This is a genomic window from Rahnella woolbedingensis, from assembly GCF_003602095.1.
GTDB classification, from domain to species: Bacteria; Pseudomonadota; Gammaproteobacteria; order Enterobacterales; family Enterobacteriaceae; genus Rahnella; species Rahnella woolbedingensis.
The window spans coordinates 37,384-58,078 of sequence record NZ_RAHH01000021.1 but is presented as its reverse complement, the minus strand read 5'-3'; the positions used below and the strand labels follow the sequence as shown (position 1 = coordinate 58,078).

The 20,695-nt window shown below is 53.3% G+C and carries 17 protein-coding genes; 5 read left to right on the top strand and 12 right to left on the bottom strand.

The window, feature by feature from the left end:
• Positions 1–79 precede the first annotated feature (79 nt).
• The 3 genes from cysG to D6C13_RS17285 all read left to right on the top strand — a co-directional run bounded on the left by cysG (position 80) and on the right by D6C13_RS17285 (position 4,689).
• Complete coding sequence (gene cysG, locus D6C13_RS17295; protein ID WP_120133945.1) at positions 80–1,462, top strand: siroheme synthase CysG; 1,383 nt, start codon at positions 80–82, stop codon at positions 1,460–1,462.
• Positions 1,463–1,700: 238 nt separating this feature from the next.
• Positions 1,701–2,882, top strand: coding sequence for a collagen-like triple helix repeat-containing protein (locus D6C13_RS17290; RefSeq protein WP_120133944.1), 1,182 nt, complete (start codon positions 1,701–1,703; stop codon positions 2,880–2,882).
• Positions 2,883–2,970: 88 nt separating this feature from the next.
• The gene (locus tag D6C13_RS17285) at positions 2,971–4,689 is read left to right on the top strand and encodes a ShlB/FhaC/HecB family hemolysin secretion/activation protein (protein ID WP_425272722.1); all 1,719 of its coding nucleotides are present in this window, start codon (positions 2,971–2,973) and stop codon (positions 4,687–4,689) included.
• A gap of 62 nt (positions 4,690–4,751) precedes the next feature.
• Here the strand turns inward: D6C13_RS17285 and trpS are convergent, their stop codons facing one another.
• The 11 genes from trpS to pilM all read right to left on the bottom strand — a co-directional run bounded on the left by trpS (position 4,752) and on the right by pilM (position 14,772).
• A complete protein-coding gene (gene trpS / locus D6C13_RS17280) occupies positions 4,752–5,768 on the bottom strand; it encodes a tryptophan--tRNA ligase (RefSeq protein WP_112288630.1) in 1,017 nt (338 codons plus the stop codon).
• A 1-nt stretch (position 5,769) separates the two neighbouring features.
• Positions 5,770–6,468 (bottom strand): phosphoglycolate phosphatase, encoded by a 699-nt coding sequence (locus D6C13_RS17275; protein WP_120133942.1) that lies wholly within the window; start codon positions 6,466–6,468, stop codon positions 5,770–5,772.
• Complete coding sequence (rpe, locus tag D6C13_RS17270) at positions 6,461–7,138, bottom strand: ribulose-phosphate 3-epimerase (RefSeq protein ID WP_120133941.1); 678 nt, start codon at positions 7,136–7,138, stop codon at positions 6,461–6,463. The genes D6C13_RS17275 and rpe overlap by 8 nt, the downstream gene beginning before the upstream one ends.
• Before the next feature lie 49 nt (positions 7,139–7,187).
• Complete coding sequence (dam, locus tag D6C13_RS17265; RefSeq protein ID WP_120133940.1) at positions 7,188–8,000, bottom strand: adenine-specific DNA-methyltransferase; 813 nt, start codon at positions 7,998–8,000, stop codon at positions 7,188–7,190.
• Positions 8,001–8,080: 80 nt separating this feature from the next.
• Entirely contained in the window at positions 8,081–9,127 is a 1,047-nt protein-coding gene (locus tag D6C13_RS17260) for an SPOR domain-containing protein (RefSeq protein ID WP_120133939.1), read from the bottom strand.
• Positions 9,128–9,255: 128 nt separating this feature from the next.
• Complete coding sequence (gene aroB, locus D6C13_RS17255) at positions 9,256–10,338, bottom strand: 3-dehydroquinate synthase (RefSeq protein WP_120133938.1); 1,083 nt, start codon at positions 10,336–10,338, stop codon at positions 9,256–9,258.
• A gap of 57 nt (positions 10,339–10,395) precedes the next feature.
• On the bottom strand, positions 10,396–10,917 hold the full coding sequence (aroK, locus tag D6C13_RS17250; protein ID WP_014333540.1) for a shikimate kinase AroK: 522 nt from the start codon (positions 10,915–10,917) through the stop codon (positions 10,396–10,398).
• A 348-nt stretch (positions 10,918–11,265) separates the two neighbouring features.
• Positions 11,266–12,525, bottom strand: coding sequence for a DNA uptake porin HofQ (gene hofQ, locus D6C13_RS17245; protein WP_120133937.1), 1,260 nt, complete (start codon positions 12,523–12,525; stop codon positions 11,266–11,268).
• Positions 12,525–13,379, bottom strand: a complete 855-nt coding sequence (locus D6C13_RS17240) for a pilus assembly protein PilO (RefSeq protein ID WP_120133936.1) — start codon at positions 13,377–13,379, stop codon at positions 12,525–12,527. The genes hofQ and D6C13_RS17240 overlap by 1 nt, the downstream gene beginning before the upstream one ends.
• Complete coding sequence (locus D6C13_RS17235; RefSeq protein WP_120133935.1) at positions 13,376–13,939, bottom strand: PilN domain-containing protein; 564 nt, start codon at positions 13,937–13,939, stop codon at positions 13,376–13,378. Before D6C13_RS17235 ends, D6C13_RS17240 begins: the two co-directional genes overlap by 4 nt.
• Positions 13,939–14,772: a pilus assembly protein PilM gene (gene pilM / locus D6C13_RS17230; protein ID WP_120133934.1), complete on the bottom strand. Its 834-nt coding sequence runs from the start codon at positions 14,770–14,772 to the stop codon at positions 13,939–13,941. Before pilM ends, D6C13_RS17235 begins: the two co-directional genes overlap by 1 nt.
• A gap of 121 nt (positions 14,773–14,893) precedes the next feature.
• Here pilM and mrcA point away from each other — a divergent pair, with 121 nt between their 5' ends.
• Entirely contained in the window at positions 14,894–17,449 is a 2,556-nt protein-coding gene (gene mrcA, locus D6C13_RS17225) for a peptidoglycan glycosyltransferase/peptidoglycan DD-transpeptidase MrcA (protein ID WP_120133933.1), read from the top strand.
• A gap of 74 nt (positions 17,450–17,523) precedes the next feature.
• On the opposite strand, the gene nudE is transcribed toward mrcA, so the two are convergent.
• On the bottom strand, positions 17,524–18,081 hold the full coding sequence (nudE, locus tag D6C13_RS17220; RefSeq protein ID WP_120133932.1) for an ADP compounds hydrolase NudE: 558 nt from the start codon (positions 18,079–18,081) through the stop codon (positions 17,524–17,526).
• Positions 18,082–18,522: 441 nt separating this feature from the next.
• On the opposite strand from nudE, the gene D6C13_RS17215 reads away from it, so the two are divergent.
• On the top strand, positions 18,523–20,664 hold the full coding sequence (locus tag D6C13_RS17215) for an intracellular growth attenuator family protein (protein WP_208642909.1): 2,142 nt from the start codon (positions 18,523–18,525) through the stop codon (positions 20,662–20,664).
• Positions 20,665–20,695: the final 31 nt, after the last annotated feature.

The following is a 20,695-nucleotide window of genomic DNA, read 5'->3' as shown; positions in this document are numbered from 1 at the left end:
TCCACGCCGCCTCCGGGCGGCGTTGTTCTTTATTTAAAACAATGTCGCTTCAAGAACGCTGTCTCAGAGAATATTTGCTATGGATTACCTGCCGCTATTTTGTCAGTTAAAAAACAGAGCCTGTTTGCTGGTCGGTGCCGGGGACGTGGCTGAACGTAAAGCGCGCCTGCTGCTCGATGCTGGCGCAAAACTAACGGTTAACGCCCTGACCTTCACGTCGCAATTTCAAATCTGGGCAGATGAAGGCAAAGTCCGCCTGCTGAAAGGCGAATTCTCCCCGCTGCTGGTGGATGAAAAATGGTTGGTTATCGCCGCGACTGATTCAGACGTAGTAAACCAGGAAGTCAGCGAAGCCGCCGAGCAGCGCCGCGTGTTCTGTAACGTGGTCGATGCACCGGAAAGCGCCAGCGTGATCATGCCGTCGATCATCGACCGTTCACCGCTGATGATCGCCGTCTCTTCCGGTGGCAATGCGCCGGTGCTTGCGCGCCTGCTGCGTGAGCGTCTGGAATCCATTTTGCCGCAGCATCTGGGTAAACTGGCCCAGGTAGCTGGCGGATTACGCGCCCGCGTTAAAGCGCATTTCACCGATGCCGCAGAGCGCCGCCGCTGGTGGGAAAAGCTGTTTAATCATCATCGTCTGGCGCAGTCGCTGGCCAATAATGACGACGCGCAAAGCGGGCAATATCTCGAAGAGCTGTTCAGTGAACCGGTAGATAAACATGGCGAAGTCATTCTGGTCGGTGCCGGACCAGGCGATGCCGGATTGCTGACCCTGAAAGGCTTGCAGCAGATGCAGTTGGCCGATGTTGTGGTTTATGACCGGTTGGTCTCTGACAGCGTAATGAATCTGATTCGCCGTGATGCAGAGCGTATTTTTGTCGGCAAACGGGCGGGGCATCACTGCGTGCCGCAGGAGCGTATCAACGAAATCCTGCTGGAACAGGCACTGATGGGCAAACGCGTTGTGCGCCTCAAAGGCGGCGATCCGTTTATCTTTGGCCGTGGCGGCGAAGAACTGGAAGCGCTGAAAGCCGCAGGTATCGCGTTTTCTGTGGTGCCGGGTATTACGGCGGCCTCCGGTTGCTCAGCCTACAGCGGCATTCCGCTGACTCATCGCGACCATGCGCAAAGCGTGCGGCTCATTACCGGCCATGCGAAGCAGGATGGCGTTTTAGACTGGGCCTGTCTGGCTCAGGGCCAGCAAACGCTGGTGTTTTATATGGGTCTGACACAGGCGCCGGAAATCCAGCGTCGTCTGCTGGAAAACGGTCTGCCAGCAGAAACGCCTGTGGCACTGGTCGAAAACGGCACCAGCCAGACGCAGCGCGTGGTCACCGGCAGCCTCACTGAGCTCGAAAGTCTGGCAAAACAGGTACAGAGCCCAAGTTTGATCATTGTCGGTACAGTCGTGAGTTTACGCCAGAAACTGAACTGGTTTGCCAGCGAAACCCGTCTGTAACGCCTTTTTGCTCAAAAAAACTCCATTTATTTTATTAATCAATTCAGAGAAGTGAATTCAGATTCACTTCTCGCCCCCACTTATAAGACGAATCTTATAACAGTATATAATTCCTGTTATCTCACCCATCTCATTCCAAATTCAAAATAATCACCCCACCCAAATGGAATATTCAGAATCTTCAACTTAAACTTTAATTACGCCAACTGTGGCGTAATCTCCCGTGGAGGGTCAAATCATGCGCCATACCATTCATGTTGGTCATGTTAACAAGATTGCCCTGGCAATCTTAGTCGCCCTGTCACTGGCTGCCTGTAGCGGCAGTGGCGGCGGCGGTTCTTCTCATACGGCAAAAACATCCACAACCGGATCGGCTACAACCGGTGATGGAACCACTTCAGGCAGTGACGGAACAACTACCGCAGGCAACGGCACAGGAACAGGAACGGGTACAGGCACCTCCACGACAGGTGACGGCACCACCACCGCCGGGAATGGAACTGGAACTGGAACTGGGACCGGGACTGGAACCGGCACAGGGACAGGTACCGGAACGGGTACAGGAACAGGAACAGGGACGACGTCTACCACACTCGCGACCGGCACCATCCTGAGCAATGCGGGTGGAGCAGTCGGTGGCCTGGGGACGCAGGTCAGCAGTATCGCCAGCCAGACACCGGTGGGTAATATTCCGGTCGCAGGCACCGGCGTCGTCACCATCATCGACAGCACAGGTAAAGCCGTTACGGACGTCGGCAGTGGTGTGCAAAACGGTGTGGGGCAACTCGGCACCAATCCTAATGCCATCGGGACAACCGTCGCCGGAGTTCCCATCGCCGTGGCTGATTTAGGCACCGGCGTTTCTGGCCTCGGCACCTCGCTTTCAGCCAATACTGCCGGAACCCCGGCCAGCGGAGTGACAACGGCAGCAGGCGGACTGGTGAATAACGTCGGGAAAGTCGTGACGACAACGGGTAACGGATTAGCCACCAACGTGCAAAGTGGTGCACTTTCCGGTGTAACAACGGCAGCAACCGGCGTGGTCACGCCTGTTGTCGCGCAGGTACAAAACACCACCCAGACTGTGGGCGGCGCGACAGGTCTGGGCACACCAGTGAATGGCTTGCTCAGTCAGGTCGGAACAACGGTCAGCAGCACAGGGACGCAACTCTCCACCAGTACACCGGCTCTTGCGGGTCTGGGTACAGCGGTTACGGATACCGGACAGGCAGTGTCTAAAACCGGCACCATTTTGGTTCCGGCCAGCAGCACCACGACAACAACGGCCAGTAACTCTGGCGGTATCTCAGCGGGTGCAGGCGCATCAGTTTCACAATCAGGCGGTTTGCTTGCCGGTGTAGGCACCACCGTTGGCGGGCTTACCGGCGGCCTTGGACTGAAATTGAATAAAACACAGTAATCTTTAGCGGTATAACGCCCGTTCTCCGACTCTGCCGGAGAGCGGGTTTGCCCTCTTAGCTCCAACTTTTGCCTGTGCGTTCAAAGGAATGTTTATGAGAATAAAATCCTGCATAGTGGCTTTATTGGGTTCTGCCATTGGTTACAGTTCGGCAGATATGTTTCCTACCTTGATCGACCCGAATAACCCGGCCAAACTGGCTCAGCCCATTTCGCAGCCGCCGGCCAAAGCGCAAAAAATCGACCTGCCAGCACAAAAACCCTCCCCCAGCCTGACACCTCAGACACTGGTCGATGTGAAACACATCCAGTTTGTCGGCGGCACACAATATCCGCTGGATTCGCTGGCTGCGCCTTTCGCCCCCTTTATCGGCAAAAAGGTACCGATATCAGCCCTGCTGGCGGCGACGGACTCCATCACGCAGCGATATCATGATGACGGTTTTATCCTCTCGTATGCCTATATTCCGACGGATAACTTTAAAGATGGCGTACTGAAAATTGGTCTGGTGGAGGGGTATATTGCCGGCACCCAAATCCACAGCGACAATCAGCAGGTCGGCCGCTGGCTGAGCAAATTATCGCAACACATCATGGCGGAGAAACCGCTGACGCAGGACACCTTCGAGCGCTACACCCTGCTGATGGAGCGCACCCCCGATACCAAAATCAACGCATCAGCGAAAAACCCTGACAATATTTATGGCGCAACCACGCTCAATGTCGACGCCACACGCCCGCGGAACTGGAATATCGCCACCGCCGTTGATACCCGCAAAGGCGACAGCTCTGCAGTGGTCAACGCCACGCTGAGCGGCCTGAGCACCTATGGCGAGCAACTGGGTATTGCGACGTTAATCCCCCTGGAAAGCGATACCCGCAAAACCTACGCCGGTCTGAACTATCAGCAGTATCTCGGCGATGATGGTTTGCTGATGCAGTTTAAGGGCAGTTACTACCAGCAAAAAGATAAGGATTACAACACGATATTGCTGCTACCCAACGGCATCAATGTGGGTTCACAGGATACTCAAACGCAATATAACGGCGGTGTGGTGTTCAGTTATCCGTTGCAGCTGACGCGTAAAAAACAGTGGACGGTCAGCGGCGGCCTGGATTATCTCGACAAGAAATACGAGTACGATTTACTGGCAAGACTCGGCGATCAGAAACTGCAATTACCGCAGGTGAACCAGCGGATACGCTATCCGGCAGCAGAATTGTCCCTCACCGGATATCGGGAATACGATCAGGCTTACTGGAATACCACGTTTAACGTTCGTCAGGGAATCGACGGACTCGGCGCAACCAATTCGACACCCAACGCGGATCTGACCTTTACCCGCTGGAAATTTAACGGTGACACGGCTTATCTGTTTGATAAAAAGTGGCGGCTCAGCGCGTCGGTGGAAGGTGACTGGTCGGATAATGATTTGCCGGAACCGGAGCGGGTGAATTTTGGTGCCCTGCATTACGGGCGTGGCTATCCGGACAGTGATGCACAGGGGGATTACGGCGTCGGCGGACAGGTAGAAATGCGTTATATCCATAGTCTGGAACAGGGAGTCTGGCTGAAAACCATTCAACCGTACGCGGTGGTGGATGCGGCGCATACCGGTTTCAATCAGCAAGGATTACCGCAGCAGAATCTGTCGTCATACGCGATTGGTGTGATGTTTGGCGATAACCGTCACTACATGCTATCCGTGGAAGCCGCCCGCCCCATTGGCGACGCACCGCTCGACAGTACCTCCCGCGACTGGCGTTATAACGCGACCTTTACCTACAACTTCAGTGCCGGATCCTGATGCCCTGAAAATGAAAAACCACGTCAAAAGACGTGGTTTTTTGCTTTGGTGCCAGGCCTGAATTATTCGTAGCTAACGAAACCGATAGCTTCATAGGCTTTTTTCAGCGTCACGCTGGCGCGGGCGCGGGCTTTTTCAGCGCCCTCTTTCATCACCTGTTGCAGGTAAGCTTCGTCACTGCGGAAGCGGTTAAAACGCTCCTGCACTTCGGTCAGCATCCCTGAAACGGCTTCAGCCACTGCGCCTTTCAGATGACCATACATCTGGCCTTCGAATTCTGCTTCCAGTTCAGGGATAGCTTTGCCGGTGACACCGGAAAGAATATCCAGCAGGTTAGAAACGCCTGGCTTGTTCTTAATATCGTAACGGATGACCGGTGGCTCTTCGGAATCGGTCATCGCGCTTTTGATTTTTTTGGTCACCGCTTTCGGATCTTCCAGCAGGCCGATAACGTTTTTACGGTTATCATCAGACTTGGACATCTTCTTGGTCGGTTCCTGCAGGGACATCACACGGGCACCCGACTTCGGAATGAATGGCTCAGGCACAGTAAACACATCGCCATACAGCGCGTTGAAACGGGCTGCGATATCGCGGCTCAGTTCCAGATGTTGTTTCTGGTCTTCGCCGACCGGCACCTGATTGGTCTGGTACAGCAGAATATCAGCCGCCATCAGCACCGGATAATCGAACAGACCGGCAGTGATGCTTTCGCTGTTGGAGGTTTCGTAACGTGCGGACTTGTCTTTAAACTGCGTCATACGACCCAGCTCACCAAAATAGGTGTAGCAGTTCAGCGCCCAGCTCAGCTGGCTGTGTTCAGGAACATGAGACTGCACGAAGATGGTACTTTTCTTCGGATCAATGCCGACCGCCAGATACAGCGCCAGCGTGTCGAGCGTCGCTTTGCGCAGTTTTTCCGGATCCTGACGTACGGTGATCGCGTGCAAATCGACGATGCAGTAAATGCATTCGTAATCGTCCTGCATTTTGACCCATTGACGCAGCGCACCCATGTAGTTGCCAATGGTCAATTCGCCGGAGGGCTGTGCGCCACTAAATACGATGGGTTTACTCATTTTATGCTTCCTGATCTTTTAAAGATGACAGCCCTAATGTGGGCAAAAGGTCGGCGAAATGGTCCAGCACGCGATCGGGTTTAGTCAGCGCGATGGTTTCACCGTAGTTATAACCGTAGGTCATACCGACACACGGGCAGCCTGCGGCCTGTGCAGCATGAATATCATTGCGGGAATCGCCCACGAATACCATTTCACTGGCACGCAGACCCAGCAATGCTAACGTCATGTAGACCGGCGCCGGATGCGGTTTTTTCGCCACGACGTCGTCACCACCAATCACCACAGTGAAATAGCTGTCGATACCGAGCGATTGCAGTAAAGGCGCGATGAAAGGCGTAGGTTTATTGGTCACCAGCCCCATAGGTATTCCGGCTGCGGCCAGAGCGGCCAGCGTCTCTTTAACCTGCGAATACAAACGGCTGCCGCCTGCGGCGGTATCGGCATAATAGTGATCGAATTTATCGCGTACTTTCTGCAGAAATTCAGGCGACAAATCGCCTTCGGCCCAGCGCACGGCACGCTCAACCATGATATCCGCACCGTTGCCAATCCAGGTGCTCAGGCGTTCAACGCCTGCGGCAGGCAGGCTAAAATCTTGCAGCGCCAGATCCATCGCTTCTGAAAGACCCGGCGCGCTGTCGACCAGCGTACCGTCGAGATCAAACCCTAAACCGAGGGCTTTCAGGGACTCAGTCATGGGTGGCCTTAGCCAGCTCGCTGCGCATGTGGTCGATAACGGTACGGTAATCCGGCTGATTAAAGATGGCAGAACCGGCGACGAACATATCCGCGCCCGCCGCAGCAATTTCACCGATATTTTCGGCTTTCACGCCGCCATCAACTTCCAGACGAATGTCATAACCGCTGGCATCAATGATTTTACGCACCTGACGCAGCTTATCGAGCGTGCCTGGGATAAACGACTGACCGCCAAAGCCCGGATTTACCGACATCAGCAGGATCACATCGAGTTTATCCATCACGTAATCAAGATAGCTCAGCGAAGTGGCAGGGTTAAACACCAGACCGGCTTTACAGCCGTGGCTTTTAATCAGTTGCAGCGAACGGTCAACGTGCTCTGACGCTTCCGGATGGAAGGTGATGTAAGTCGCTCCAGCCTCAGCAAAATCCGGGATAATGCGATCAACCGGTTTGACCATCAGGTGAACGTCGATCGGCGCAGTAATACCGTAGTTGCGCAGCGCTTTCAGCACCGCTGGTCCCATCGTCAGATTGGGTACGTAGTGGTTATCCATCACATCAAAATGGACAACATCTCCGCCAGCTTCCAGTGCTTTGGCCGTGTCCTCACCCAGACGGGCAAAGTCAGCCGACAGAATGGACGGTGCAATCAAAAACTGTTTCATCCGCTTCTCCAAACGATAGGGTTATCGGTGGATCACCGCTGAACGGCAATCACCGGTAGAGCGCTAAAAGTTCATTCACCATGCTGCGTTTTGCAGCTTTACTACTGATAGTACGCCGCGCCGAAACACGGTGCAGATCTGCTTCTGCGTACCATTCCAGCGTTTGTGGTGTTTCGTGGTTGGAAATCAGCACCGGCACGTCATTCTCTTGGGAAAGCTGGTACGCCAGACGCGCCAGATTACGCTGATCATCCATACTAAAACTGTTGGTGTGGTAAGCCGTAAAGTTCGCGGTCGCAGAAAGCGGGGCATACGGAGGATCGCAATACACCACCGAACCAACCTGCGCCTTGAGCAAAGTGTCCTGATAATGCTCACACACAAACACTGCATTTTTCGCTTTTTCAGCAAACCAGTGGAGCTCATCTTCCGGGAAATACGGCTTTTTATAACGGCCGAAAGGCACGTTAAATGCCCCACTGAGATTGTAACGGCACAGGCCGTTATAACAATGGCGGTTGAGATAGAGGAAAAGCACGGAACGACGATAAGGGTCGCTGCTGGCATTAAACTCAGCCCTCAGGACGTAAAAACGCTCTGACTCGTTAAACTCTGGCGTGAAAAGCACACGGGCATCACGCACAAATTCCGCCGTGCGTGTCTTCACAATGTTGTAGAGGTTAATCAGGTCGTTGTTGATGTCCGCCAGAATATAAGCGTCATACTCGGTATTCAAAAATACCGAACCCGCGCCAACAAAAGGCTCAATCAGACAATCTCCCGCCGGAAGATGACGTTTGATGTCATCAATCAGCGGGTATTTGCCGCCAGCCCACTTCAAAAACGCGCGGTTCTTCTTCATGCCGTCAGTTAGCTACTTATACAATTCACAGCCGCGGATTGTATCCTGTTTTTAGACAGCAAATCGCGTTGAGATCAGTTTCATTTTTTCAGGTCTTGCTGTACCTGATGTACAGGTTTGACCCACGGTTTTTTCGCCTGAACTTCCGCAGGCAAGCTGGAAATGGCACGTTTGGCTTCTGCAGAAGACGCATAGTTACCACTGACCAGCACAAACCACGGCTTCCCGTCGCGGGCTGTCTGATAGACCAGATAATTCTTCAGACCTTGCTGTTTAGCAAAGGCGTTCAACGAGTTCGACTGAGATGCACCGCTTAATTGCAGAGTAAAGTGTGCACCCGGCGCAGTTTTGATGGCCGATGCACTGCCGGAAGACGCGACAGAAGCTGACGCCGCCGGCGCTTGTGCTGCCGATGATTTGGAAGCCTGCGGTTTCGCTGCATGTGCCGTCGAGTTCGTCGCAGCAGGTTTATGCTCTGCCGGTTTCGCCGTGTGCGGATTACGAACGACCGGAGCCGGACGAATATGCGAGGCAGATGGCTGAGAACCTGCCGGTGCCTGAGTGCGGGCAGAACCGTTAACGGTCGCCGGCGCCGTTGGCAAAGAAGTCAGTGACTGCGCAGCAGGATTCATACCACCCTGCGCGGCATTATCGACCTGATTTTGCTGGGAAGATAATGCATCACTCATATCGCCTGGCAAATCCACACGCTCTTTCGCCTGACCGTTATCCACAACGGGCTGAGCTTCAGTTGGTGTGGAAGAAACCGGCGGTAAACCGATACTCTTCGGTTGCTGGCCATCAGCAGGCTGCTGACCATTAACGGCCTGCGCCGTATTGGCCTGAGCTTGTGCAGAAGGCTGAGCAGGCGCGGCAGCATCGTTACCGGCAAGATTAATGTCTTTCGGTCCGTTGTTCTGCTGGGTGGGTTGATTGGATGTTGGCGACTTCATGGCGGAGCCGATGCCGACGATCAGCAATACCAGCACCACAATACCGATGCCGATCATCACGTACTGGCGGGATACAGCAACTTTTGGAATGGAAGGAGACGGTTTGCGGGCGCGCGGCGGGCGGCGATCGCTGGTGTCTGGTTTGAGATCGTCTTCCGGTGTTAAATCATCCATCTAAAACCTCCAACCCGGCTAAAAGCCTTAACTGGCTTTACGCGGAGCAACTATCCTGACTAAAAAATAAAGCTTTGCTGGGCATTGGTGAAATCGGTCGTTATCTGGCCAAAATGATGGCCGCAGTCTTAACGGCAATCTTCAATCGAAGCCAGCACCATTTCATGTGATACGCCGGAGCGCACTTCAGACTGACCAATGGCTTTTGGCAAAACCAGACGCAGCTCACCAGCCAGCACTTTCTTATCACGCATCATGTGCGGCAGATAAGACGGTGCATCCATCACTTCGGGACCGGCCACCGGTAAACCTGCACGAGTCAGCAAGGCTTTCACCCGGGCAATATCACCCAGACTGAATTGCCCCAGACGATGAGCCGTATAACAGGCCATCATCATCCCGGCCGCCACAGCTTCGCCATGCAACCAGTTGCCATAACCCATTTCTGCTTCAATAGCATGGCCGTAAGTATGGCCCAGATTCAGCAAGGCGCGCAGTCCGTTTTCACGTTCATCGGCCGCCACAACCTCAGCTTTCAGCTCGCAGCAACGACGGATGCAGTAGGCCAGCGCGTTCATATCCAGCGCCAGCAAAGCGTCCATGTTGTCTTCAAGCCAGGTAAAGAAGTCGGCATCCAAAATAATGCCGTATTTGATAACTTCCGCGAGACCCGATGACATTTCACGGGCAGGCAGAGTTCTGAGACAGTCGAGATCAACCACCACCGACGCAGGTTGATAAAACGCGCCGATCATGTTTTTTCCGAGGGGATGGTTTACCGCTGTTTTACCGCCAACAGAGGAATCGACCTGAGAAAGCAGCGTGGTAGGCACCTGAACAAAGCGCACACCGCGTTGATAACTGGCGGCGGCGAAGCCGGTTAAATCACCGACAACGCCGCCGCCAAGGGCGACAAGCGTGGTATCACGTCCGTGCGGCTTTTCAAGCAGCGCAGAGAACACGTCATTTAGAACAGCCAGGGATTTGTATTGTTCACCATCAGGCAAAATCACCTGATCAACACGAACGCCTGCCTGCTCCAGCACTGAACGGATTGCGTCCAGATAGAGAGGGGCGAGGGTTTCATTGGTCACTATCATGACCTGATCGCCTGCCTTTACCGGCATAAAAGAAGCCGGATCGTGGAACAATCCGGCAGCAATCGTAATGGGGTAGCTACGCTCCCCTAACGTTACGGTAATCCTCTCCATGTCGTGCTCTGTGACCTTCTTTAACTGACACCCTCAGGCAATGATGGACACCAATAATCAGTTACTTTCCAGCATGTTAATAATCTGGTTAGCAACGACTTTGGCACTTTGATCATCGGTACGAATAGTGACGTCGGCAATCTCTTCATACAAAGGATTGCGCTCTCTCGCCAGTGCTTCAAGCACTTCACGTGGCGGAGCACTCACTTGTAATAATGGACGTTTTTTGTCGCGTTGTGTACGCGCCAGTTGTTTTTCGATGGTAGTTTCAAGATAGACGACAACGCCACGCGCTGACAAACGGTTACGGGTTTCACGTGATTTCACGGAACCGCCACCTGTTGCCAGAACAATGCCTTGTTTTTCGGTCAGTTCGTTGATCACTTTTTCTTCGCGGTCGCGGAATCCGTCTTCGCCTTCTAAATCAAATACCCAGCCCACATCAGCTCCGGTACGTCGCTCAATTTCGTGATCGGAGTCGAAAAACTCCATATTGAGTTGCTGAGCTAACTGTCGACCAATAGTGCTTTTGCCGGCACCCATAGGCCCAACCAGAAAGATATTGCGTTTCTCTGCCATGTTTTTCGGTATTACTAAGACAATTCGTTGATGATAACCCGCCCCGCCAATCAAATTAGCGGCGGGACCTAAACTGAAACCTCATGAGCGATATAGTGCGAGATCAGAAAAAAATTATCTCAACACTCTTGGTAGTTTGGCAACCGAATAAATCACTTTGCACGCCGCAGGAGGGAAACCGTACGTTTTTATCGGCGTGTCTGTCGTAATAAAAATATCACGGTGCTCAATTCGGTAACCCTTGTAAGCTAAATCGACGGCAGCGTCAAACGCAGAAGCCTCTTGCGACACAAAAAGTTGCATGCGCTCAACGTTATTATGCAATTTACGTTAAGTCAGAATACCCGCTTACTGCGTGTGGATTAGGGTTGGAGTGATGAAAATCACCAACTCGCGCCGCTGTTCATTTGTGTACTGATGTTTAAACAAGGAACCGACCACCGGGATATCGCCCAGCACCGGCACTTTGGTGTCTGTCTTTTGATTTTTACGCTGGAATATCCCGCCAAGCACAATGGTTTCCCCGTCCTTCACCGTCACCTGGGTTTTAATTTCCTGCTTGTCGATGGCCAGCGCCTCGCCTTCTGACTGTTTGATACTTCTTCCCGGCATGTTCTGGCTTATCTGCAACGCCATCTGAATACGCCCGTCACGTAAGATTTTCGGCGTGACTTCCATCCCGAGCACCGCTTCTTTGAATTCAATCGACGTGCTGCCGCTGGCACCGCTCGAAACCTGATAAGGAATTTCGGTCCCCTGCTTGATACTGGCGGTTTGCATATGGGCCGTCATCAGTCGCGGGCTGGCGATAATATCCACCTTGTCTTCCTGCTCAAGGGCGGTCAGTTCCAGATCCAGGATATGTCCGCTGATGTGCGCGAGATTAAAGCCCGCCGTAAATATCGGATTTTCTACCGGCATGCCCATACTAAAATTGTTCAGACGTATAGCTTTTGTAATGGGCTCATCACCGTTAAACCCCCATTGCACACCCAACTCCCGCAGGCTTTCGCTGTTCATCGTCACAATATGCGCCGACAGTTGTACCTGCTGTAGCGGAAAATCCATTTCTTTGACCCACGGCGCAACAGCGTCCAGCGCCTCCTGCGTGTCGCGTAACAACAAGGTATTGGTGCGGGTATCGGCTGAAGCATTGCCTTTCACCGAGAGCAAAGTCCCTTTTTGAGCATTCAGACTCAGCGCCGTCTCTTTGGCATCCGCATACCGGAGCGGCACGGTCAGGCTAATAATCGGGCTGTTCAGCGCCAGTTGTTCGGCTGCATCTTCCCTCTGCTGTCGCTGAATCAGCGGATCAACGACCGGAGACACCAGTAAAACATTGCCCTGCAACTCGCTGGTGAGATGGCTCATTTTCAGGATGATATCGAGCGCCTGCTGCCACGGAACGTCTTTGAGCTTTACGCTGATTTGCCCTTCCACACCCGGAGCCGTGACCAGATTAAGTTGCCGCGAATCCGCCAGCGCCTGCAAAACCAGGCCGACGGGCGATGACGGAAACTCCAGAGAGATAAGCGCAGGAGCGGCTTTCACCGGACTGAGGCACAAACACAGCAGAATAAGAGTCACTTTTTGATTGATATATTTCATTATTTTCCTTTCCCTGGAGAGTCATTTTTCTTACCTAAACGCAGAGTCTGGCGCTGCAAACCGCACCGTGAATGGTTAAGACTGAGTTCCGCCTGCGAGGCATCGAGTGTTTCGACCGTCCATGCAGGTGTTCCTACCCGATCACCGGCCTCGACTTTTGTCCAGCGGCCATCGGGTGACAGCAACCAGCCAGAATGTCTGCCATCCGCCTGTGAAATGCCGCTCAGAACCCATTCAGACATCGCAGAAACACCGGGACACGCCGTAGAGTCCAATGGCGAAAACGGATCACGTCCGGCTACAGCGTCTGAAGAGGCATCAGCAAATTCGCCTGTCACGGTGGTTTGTGTCAGCAGAACCGAGGCTTTTAAACCGGATGCCGTCACCCTGATATCCGGTTCACTGAACGCGGGATGCTCCGGGCGTTGCAGCAAGGCATAAAGAAATCGTGTCAGACCGGCAAAATTCAGCTGCAAATCCAGCGTTCCTTGTTCCCCTGCTTTTGTCTGCACGGCTGGCGACCAGCGAAGCAACTCTGCTCCGGCTTCTTTCAGAGGCTGCGCAAATTGTTGTGCTAATGGCAAACTCTCTTGTGCAAGAACGGCATTGTTTTGCAGTTCCTGCCTGAGGGCACCAAGCGGAGGTAATCGCAGTAAAACCGTCTGCGACTGAAAAACGGTACGTTGTGCAACCGCAATATCCCGGAACAGTGCATCCTGCCGCTGCCACAATCCGCGAAGTCCGCATACATAAAGCAACAACATCAGGAACAACACGGCAGCCACCAGAGTCAGCACTTTCTGCCAGACCGGTTTTTCCATCAGTGGCTCAAGGCGTTCTGATAAAATCATCATCGCGCTCTCCCTTTATCCGGCATCGGACGGGCTGACTGAAACTGTGTTTTCATCACAAAGCTCAGCATCTGGCCGGGTTGCTGCTGAACATCTGAAAGGCTGACGTTGCCAAGCAAACCGCTGACGGCCAGCACATCGCGGAAAGACAAAATATCGTGATAAAAGCGCCCTTCTCCTTTTAACGTCAGCGCTTCCTGATGCTCTGTCATTTCAGTCAGCCGTACCTCTGCCGGGATCTGCGCCGCGATTAACTCCAGCAACTGAAGATAATCCCGACTCCGCGTGAGTTGCTGAAAAGCAGCCTCCTTCTGCGCCTTCAGCGTTTTTACCTGCGCCGCAGCCTTGCTCACATCCTGCTGCTGGCGCGATAACCCCTGAACAGAAGCATTCAGTGCCGACAAATGCAGTTGCAGCAGTGCCCGCTCCTGAATAAGCAAGGCGGTCAGTACCATGAAAGCGATCGTCACTACCGCCGGAAAACAGATAAACATTTTCAGCCAGTAACGGCTCCGGCGCTGCAGGCGAAGTTTGCGCCACGGCAATAAATTCACCTGCAGCATCAGTGATCGTCCTGCCGCAGTGCCAGCCCGACGGCAGGCGCAAAATCTCCCGGATTTAGAGGCAGCGGCGCGGATAACTGCGTAATAGCACTCAGTGGCGACCAGCACTGCATCGCCGGAGGGGGCAACGTTCCGCTGAAAAAACACTCGCTATGACATAGCGCCGCCGCACGGTATTGCTGGCGGATGCGTTCTGACAGCGACGCGTCATCAGGTGTGGCATCGGATAAACCAAACTGAAATGGCAAACTGTGTGGCGAGGCCCAGAGGAATCCGTCATCAAGCGGATGCACCAGCAGCGCATCACCGGGCAGACCGGCAGCAAACGCCGCCACCTGCAGTGCGCAGGGAGTCAGTTCGATGGCATCCGGATAAAGCCGCGCCTGCGACAGACATTCCATCCACTGCTGGATTTCTTGTTGTCTGGCCGCCGTGACCACTACCTGATTGTCGCCGTGAGGATCCGCGCGGTAGTCCATCACCAGATGTTCCATGCCCAGCGGGAACTGTTTAGCCGCGTGAGCAAAGATAAACGCGCTGCGGGCCGGTTCACGCAAACGGGTATCCGGCGCCGCCATCCGTTGCTGCATAATTCGTTGTGCGGGAAGGGTAATTCGCAAAGAAAATGTCGTCGGGAGCATTTTTCGCCAGCACGATAAAATGGCGATCAGCGGCGCGGTCTCATGTAGTATTCCCTCCCGCAATGTGAAAGAAGGCAGCGGATGCTGCCACCATTGACGTAATTGCCAGCCATTTCGCCGCCGCTGAACGGCGATCGCACGGGCAAAACCGGCTTGAATATCCAGACCTACCTGCCATGCTTGTAGTCGCATTTTCGCCCAATCTCCATATCGTCAGGTAAATAAAAGAACGTATCCATGTTGCTGGCTTGCCTTTATACTACCGCGCGGTTGTTTATAAACTGCCCAATTGACACTAAATGGGAATTCTCAGGTGAAGTTCGTAAAGTATTTATTGATTCTTGCAGTGTGTTGCATTTTGCTGGGAGCCGCCTCGATATTCGGTTTGTATAAATATATCGAGCCTCAGTTACCCGATGTGGCCACGCTCAAAGACGTGCGTCTGCAAACCCCTATGCAGGTTTTCAGTGCTGATGACGATTTGATCGCCCAATACGGCGAAAAACGTCGTATTCCGCTGAAACTCGACCAAATCCCACCGGAGATGGTGCATGCGTTTATTGCGACAGAAGACAGTCGTTTCTATGAGCACCACGGCGTTGATCCTATCGGTATTTTCCGTGCGGCTTCCGTTGCACTGGTGTCCGGCCATGCCTCACAGGGTGCGAGTACCATTACTCAGCAGCTGGCCCGTAACTTCTTCTTAAGTCCGGAACGCACGCTGACCCGTAAAATTAAGGAAGCGTTTTTGGCCATCCGCATTGAGCAGATGATGTCCAAGGATGAAATCCTCGAGCTGTACCTCAACAAGATTTATCTCGGTTACCGTGCCTATGGCGTGGGTGCTGCTGCACAGGTTTATTTCGGTAAAGATGTCAGCCAGCTGACGCTGAGTGAAATGGCAGTGATTGCCGGTCTGCCAAAAGCACCGTCAACCTTTAACCCGTTGTATTCCCATGACCGTTCGTTAGCGCGCCGTAACACCGTGCTGGCACGTATGCTGGATGAGAAATACATCACGCAGGCGCAGTACGATCAGGCCCGCGCAGAGCCGCTGGTGGCGAATTACCATGCCCCGCACATTGAGTTCTCTGCGCCGTATCTGACAGAAATGGTGCGTCAGGAAATGGTGAAACGTTATGGCGATAACGCTTATAACGATGGCTATAAGGTTTACACCACCATTACCAAGAAAACTCAGCTGGCCGCGCAGGAAGCCTTGCGTACCAACGTTCTTAACTACGATATGCGTCACGGCTACCGTGGTCCGTCCAACGAACTGTGGAAAGTGGGCGAACCGGCGTGGGATCAGGACAAAATTGTTCAGTCGCTGAAAACGCTGCCGGTCTATGGTCCGCTGTTCCCGGCGGTTATCACCGCAACGGATGAAGCACAGGCGACCGCGACCATGTCTAACCGCGCGGTGATCAGCCTGCCGTTCAGCGGCATGCGCTGGGCACGTCCTTATCGCAACGACAATGCCCAGGGACCGACGCCGAAAAAAGTGTCTGACGTGGTACGCCCTGGTCAGCAGATTTGGGTGCGTAAAGTGGGCGATGTCTGGTGGCTGGCGCAGGTTCCGGACGTCAACTCGGCTATCGTTTCTCTTAATCCAAACGACGGTGCGGTTGAAGCGCTGGTCGGCGGCTTTGACTTCAACCAGAGCAAATTCAACCGTGCCAATCAGGCGGTTCGTCAGCTCGGTTCAAACATCAAACCGTTCCTGTATACCGCAGCAATGGACAAAGGCCTGACGCTGGCGACCATTCTCAATGACATGCCGATTACCCGCTGGGATGCCGGTGCCGGTACAGACTGGCGTCCGAAGAACTCACCGCCAACGTATTACGGCCCGATCCGCTTACGCCGGGGTCTGGGTGAGTCTAAAAACGTGGTGATGGTGCGTGCAATGCGTGCGATGGGTGTCGATTACGCAGCAGAATATCTGCAACGTTTCGGCTTCCCGGCCTCTAACATTGTGCATTCCGAATCTCTGGCGCTGGGTTCTGCTTCTTTCACCCCGTTACAGGTTGTGCGCGGTTACGCCACGCTGACTAACGGCGGTTATCTGGTTGACCCGTATTTCATCACCAAAATTGTAGATGAATCAGGTCAGGTTCAGTTTGAAGCGAAACCTAAAATTGCCTGCCGCACCTGTAATATCCCGGTGATTTACGGCGATACGCAAAAATCAGCCGTGCTGTCCGATGACAACGTAGAAAACGTTGCGACATCGACCACCGGCAACAATACCAGCGTTCCAACTCCGCAACTCGAGCAGGTCCCGCCTAACTCGCCTCAGGTTGATGCTGCGCAGCAATACGCGCCGCACGTGATCAGCACACCGCTTTCGTTCCTGATAAGCGATGCACTGACCTCCAACATCTTCGGTGAACCAGGCTGGATGGGAACCGGCTGGCGTGCGGGGCGTGATCTCAAACGCCACGACATTGGCGGCAAAACCGGTACAACCAACAGCTCGAAAGATGCGTGGTTCTCAGGTTATGGCCCGAATGTTGTGACTTCAGTCTGGATTGGTTTTGACGATCACCGCCGGGATCTGGGCCGTTCAACGGCTTCAGGCGTGATCCCTGATCAGATTTCCGGTGCAGAAGGCGGCGCGAAAAGTGCTCAGCCAGCCTGGGATGATTACATGAAAGCCGTGCTTGACGGCGTGCCGGAACAACCACAAACGCCGCCACCAGGCGTGGTGACCGTCACTATCGATAAGAGTACCGGTAAGTTGTCTGACGGCGGCGGTAACAGTCGTCCGGAATACTTCATCGACGGGACTCAGCCGACAGAACATGCCGTGCATGAAGTCGGGACGACCATCATGGATAACGGTCAGGAACACGAACTGTTCTGATGCGTAAGCTGTAAAGCAAAAAGCCGGTCTGCATCAAGCATGACCGGCTTTTTTAATGGTGTCTTATCAGAGATTCAGCGGGCGTTGCGCGTCAGGAAATCATGCGCAAGGAACAACGCGCTGACGTTGCGGGCTTCGCAAAAATCAGGATGTTGCAGCAATTCCATCATCCGTGAAACCGGCCAGCGGGTTTGCGGCAGTGGCTCCGGCTCATCACCTTCCAGACTTTTCAGGTAAAGGTCTTTGGCAATGACGATATTCATACGGCTGGAAAAATAGGAAGGTGCCATCGTCAGTTTGGCCAGCACATCAAAGTGTCGGGCACCAAAGCCAACCTCTTCCATTAATTCGCGGTTAGCCGCTTCCAGAATGCTCTCGCCCGGATCAATCAGCCCTTTGGGAAAACCCAGCTCGTAGCTTTCGATGCCAACGGCATATTCCTGGATTAGCACCAGCTCATCATCAATGACAGGAATAATCATCACCGCTTCGCGATCGGATGGCCGCATACGTTCGTAAACACGCTGTGCCCCGTTGCTGAAAGTCAGATCAACGGATTCGATGGTAAATAAACGCGACCGGGCAACGGTTTCCACCTTGGTGATTTTCGGTTTTTGCAGGTGTTGTGTCATTTCATCCCCAACTTATTATTCACCTGACCAGAGGTGTTCTAATGGGTTCGTTTTTCTGTTTAAAGACCGCTATCAGTGTGCATTGTGCGTTATTGAGAGCCAGAATCGCAATCTTTACTGAAACCGGTGCTGCCTGCACTCATTTTTTGCACAAAACCCCCCTAAAAAATCAGCAGAAAAAGCATAAAAATCATCCGTACACTCACGGTGCTCACAGTTTTGCTTTAACAAAAACACTGACACATCAAAATAGGATTATACCGATACCAGACAGTTCTTAAATGCAGGTATCCTCTATCGTGGTATTTTTTGTGCATAATATTCAGCCAAATAATAATAAAATTCCTACCTAAAAGGCTTCACGAGCAGAATGTGCATTCTATTTATGTATAATACTTTCACAGAGTTGACGTAAGTCACCCACGTCTGAACGGGGATCGGATGAGCACAGTAGTCGTGACATTGGTGTTGTTGGGTATCGCAATCATTGCCACAGCGTCTTATTTTTGGCTTGTATTGCGCCGCCGCCAACGCGACGAATCTGTCGTGCGTTTTTCCGCACCGAGCCAGCGTAAACTTTCGCAAAAAGAGCGTGATGCCGTTGAACGCTACCTGCGTCAGCATGAAGGCCTCGGCCAGACGCCGATCACCCACCGTAATAATCTGATTATCCTGCAAGATAAACTGACGCTGACCACCAAAAGCGAAAATGTTTACAGCCTGAAACGCGCGATCACCCGCTATGGCGTGGCGAGCGAAGATCCGAACAAATGGCGTTATTTCCTTGATGCGACTGAAATTCACCTGCCGCCTTTCTGGGAGCAATACATCGCGCAGGAAAACGAAGTCGAGCTGATCAAAACGCAGACTTTGCCGCTGGTGATTTCGCTCAACGGCCATACTCTGGCCGATCACGTCTATGAAGGGCCGGTGCCGGTTTCGGCAGTCATCCCTTCTCAGCCGCAAAACGCCTCCATCCGCCATGAAGAAAGTGAACATATCGAACTGGTAAAAGTGCGCAGCGAAACCCGCGAGGAGCGCGCCCTGACCCGTTCGAACGGCGTCAAAGAAGCGCTGGCCGTTTCGGGCATTCTGCTGCTGTTGTTCATCACGTTGCAAAGTCCGGTGATGTTCCTCCCGTGGATACTGATGGTTGCCGCAGCGCTCGCGGGCTGGGTTATCTGGCGGGTAGTGTCTGAACGTTTAGGTAAAAACCGTAAAGAAATCCATTGCCTGCGGGGTTTACCTAAACGCTGGGGATTGTTTGGTGAATCCAAGCAAGGTGATATCAGCAATATTTCTCTCGGCGCTATCGATCTGATTTATCCGCCGCACTGGCAACCCTATATTGGCCGCGACCTGGGTCAGCCGACCGATGTCGAAGTGTATATGAACAGTCAGGTTGTCCGTCAGGGCAGCATTTTGTCATTGCATGATGAGGTCAAAAAATTCCCGCTCCAGCTCTGGGGAAAGAATCTGGTGCTGGCCACCAGCGCATTCCTTCTGCTGCTGGCGTTACTGGTTTATGTTCCTCTGGGCCTGCCGCTGAAACTCAGCATCGCCTGGCTTCAGGGCGCGCAAAGTACACAGGTTAACAGCGTTCAGGATCTGGAAAAGACCACGCTTCGCGTCGGCGATACGTTGAAAGTTCAGGGAACGGGCATGTGCAACGTGCCGCCGTCAGCCAGCCGTACTGCCTCCGGTTATATGCCTTTCGATTGTTCGGCCATCTACTGGAATAACGCCACGCCGCTGCCTGTTCCACAGTCAGAAATTATTGAAGCGGCGACGGCGTTGCAGACGACCGTTAATAATCAGATGCATCCCGGCGAAACCCCGGAGCAAAACATCAACCCGCAGCTGGCTACCGCGATTGAGAAATCCGGCATGATCCTGCTGGATGACTTTGCAGATATTGTCCTGAAAACAGAAGCGTTATGCGGGAACAGCAATGATTGCGTGCGACTGAAAAACGCGCTGGTGAATCTCGGGAATTCAAGCAACTGGAATTCACTGGTCAAGCGGGCGAAAGCAGGCTCATTACAGGGTATCAACGTGCTGCTGCGCCCGGTCAGTGCGCAGTCGCTGAGTGAACTGGTCAATAACGCCACCGCGTCGTTCTTCATGCAGGAAACCCGTCGTGCGGCTGACAGCCTGAACAGCCCGCCGCCGGGCGGATTCTTAATCAGCAACGATGAAGGCCGCGATTTAATTGAAATGCCGGTGCCACCGGTCGGGTTGTACGCCAATCCGCCGCAGGATCAGTGGAAGCAGCTGCAACATTTATCGACCCTGCTGCTCCATACTCCGTTCAGTGCGCAGGGCGTGATCACCAGTATCAGCGTGGATGCCAACGGAACCCGCCATATTTCATTGCACAGCGAACCGGACATCTCCACGCTGTGGCGTTATCTGGGCACCAGCTTATTGTTGTTCCTGTTGTTCGGCATTCTGCTGGTGAACAGCGTGTTGTTTATCCGCCGCTTCGTAAGAGATAAGCGTCGTATTGATGATATCCAGCAACACTACAATTCGTGTTTTCACCCAACGCTCACGCCTGTGATGCCTCACATACCTGGCTGAAAACCACAGGGTGACTCTGCGCCACCCTGTG

What these genes read in the sequence shown, in the direction of transcription:
- D6C13_RS17275 (WP_120133942.1), bottom strand. Translation starts at nt 6,468, where the DNA reads ATGACTGAGTCCCTGAAAGCCCTCGGTTTAGGGTTTGATCTCGACGGT.
- D6C13_RS17240 (WP_120133936.1), bottom strand. Translation starts at nt 13,379, where the DNA reads ATGATGATTTTATCAGAACGCCTTGAGCCACTGATGGAAAAACCGGTC.
- dam (WP_120133940.1), bottom strand. Translation starts at nt 8,000, where the DNA reads ATGAAGAAGAACCGCGCGTTTTTGAAGTGGGCTGGCGGCAAATACCCG.
- aroK (WP_014333540.1), bottom strand. Translation starts at nt 10,917, where the DNA reads ATGGCAGAGAAACGCAATATCTTTCTGGTTGGGCCTATGGGTGCCGGC.
- D6C13_RS17290 (WP_120133944.1), top strand. Translation starts at nt 1,701, where the DNA reads ATGCGCCATACCATTCATGTTGGTCATGTTAACAAGATTGCCCTGGCA.
- cysG (WP_120133945.1), top strand. Translation starts at nt 80, where the DNA reads ATGGATTACCTGCCGCTATTTTGTCAGTTAAAAAACAGAGCCTGTTTG.
- trpS (WP_112288630.1), bottom strand. Translation starts at nt 5,768, where the DNA reads ATGAGTAAACCCATCGTATTTAGTGGCGCACAGCCCTCCGGCGAATTG.
- D6C13_RS17260 (WP_120133939.1), bottom strand. Translation starts at nt 9,127, where the DNA reads ATGGATGATTTAACACCGGAAGACGATCTCAAACCAGACACCAGCGAT.
- D6C13_RS17285 (WP_425272722.1), top strand. Translation starts at nt 2,971, where the DNA reads ATGTTTATGAGAATAAAATCCTGCATAGTGGCTTTATTGGGTTCTGCC.
- hofQ (WP_120133937.1), bottom strand. Translation starts at nt 12,525, where the DNA reads ATGAAATATATCAATCAAAAAGTGACTCTTATTCTGCTGTGTTTGTGC.
- pilM (WP_120133934.1), bottom strand. Translation starts at nt 14,772, where the DNA reads ATGCGACTACAAGCATGGCAGGTAGGTCTGGATATTCAAGCCGGTTTT.
- nudE (WP_120133932.1), bottom strand. Translation starts at nt 18,081, where the DNA reads ATGACACAACACCTGCAAAAACCGAAAATCACCAAGGTGGAAACCGTT.
- D6C13_RS17235 (WP_120133935.1), bottom strand. Translation starts at nt 13,939, where the DNA reads ATGCTGCAGGTGAATTTATTGCCGTGGCGCAAACTTCGCCTGCAGCGC.
- aroB (WP_120133938.1), bottom strand. Translation starts at nt 10,338, where the DNA reads ATGGAGAGGATTACCGTAACGTTAGGGGAGCGTAGCTACCCCATTACG.
- rpe (WP_120133941.1), bottom strand. Translation starts at nt 7,138, where the DNA reads ATGAAACAGTTTTTGATTGCACCGTCCATTCTGTCGGCTGACTTTGCC.
- D6C13_RS17215 (WP_208642909.1), top strand. Translation starts at nt 18,523, where the DNA reads ATGAGCACAGTAGTCGTGACATTGGTGTTGTTGGGTATCGCAATCATT.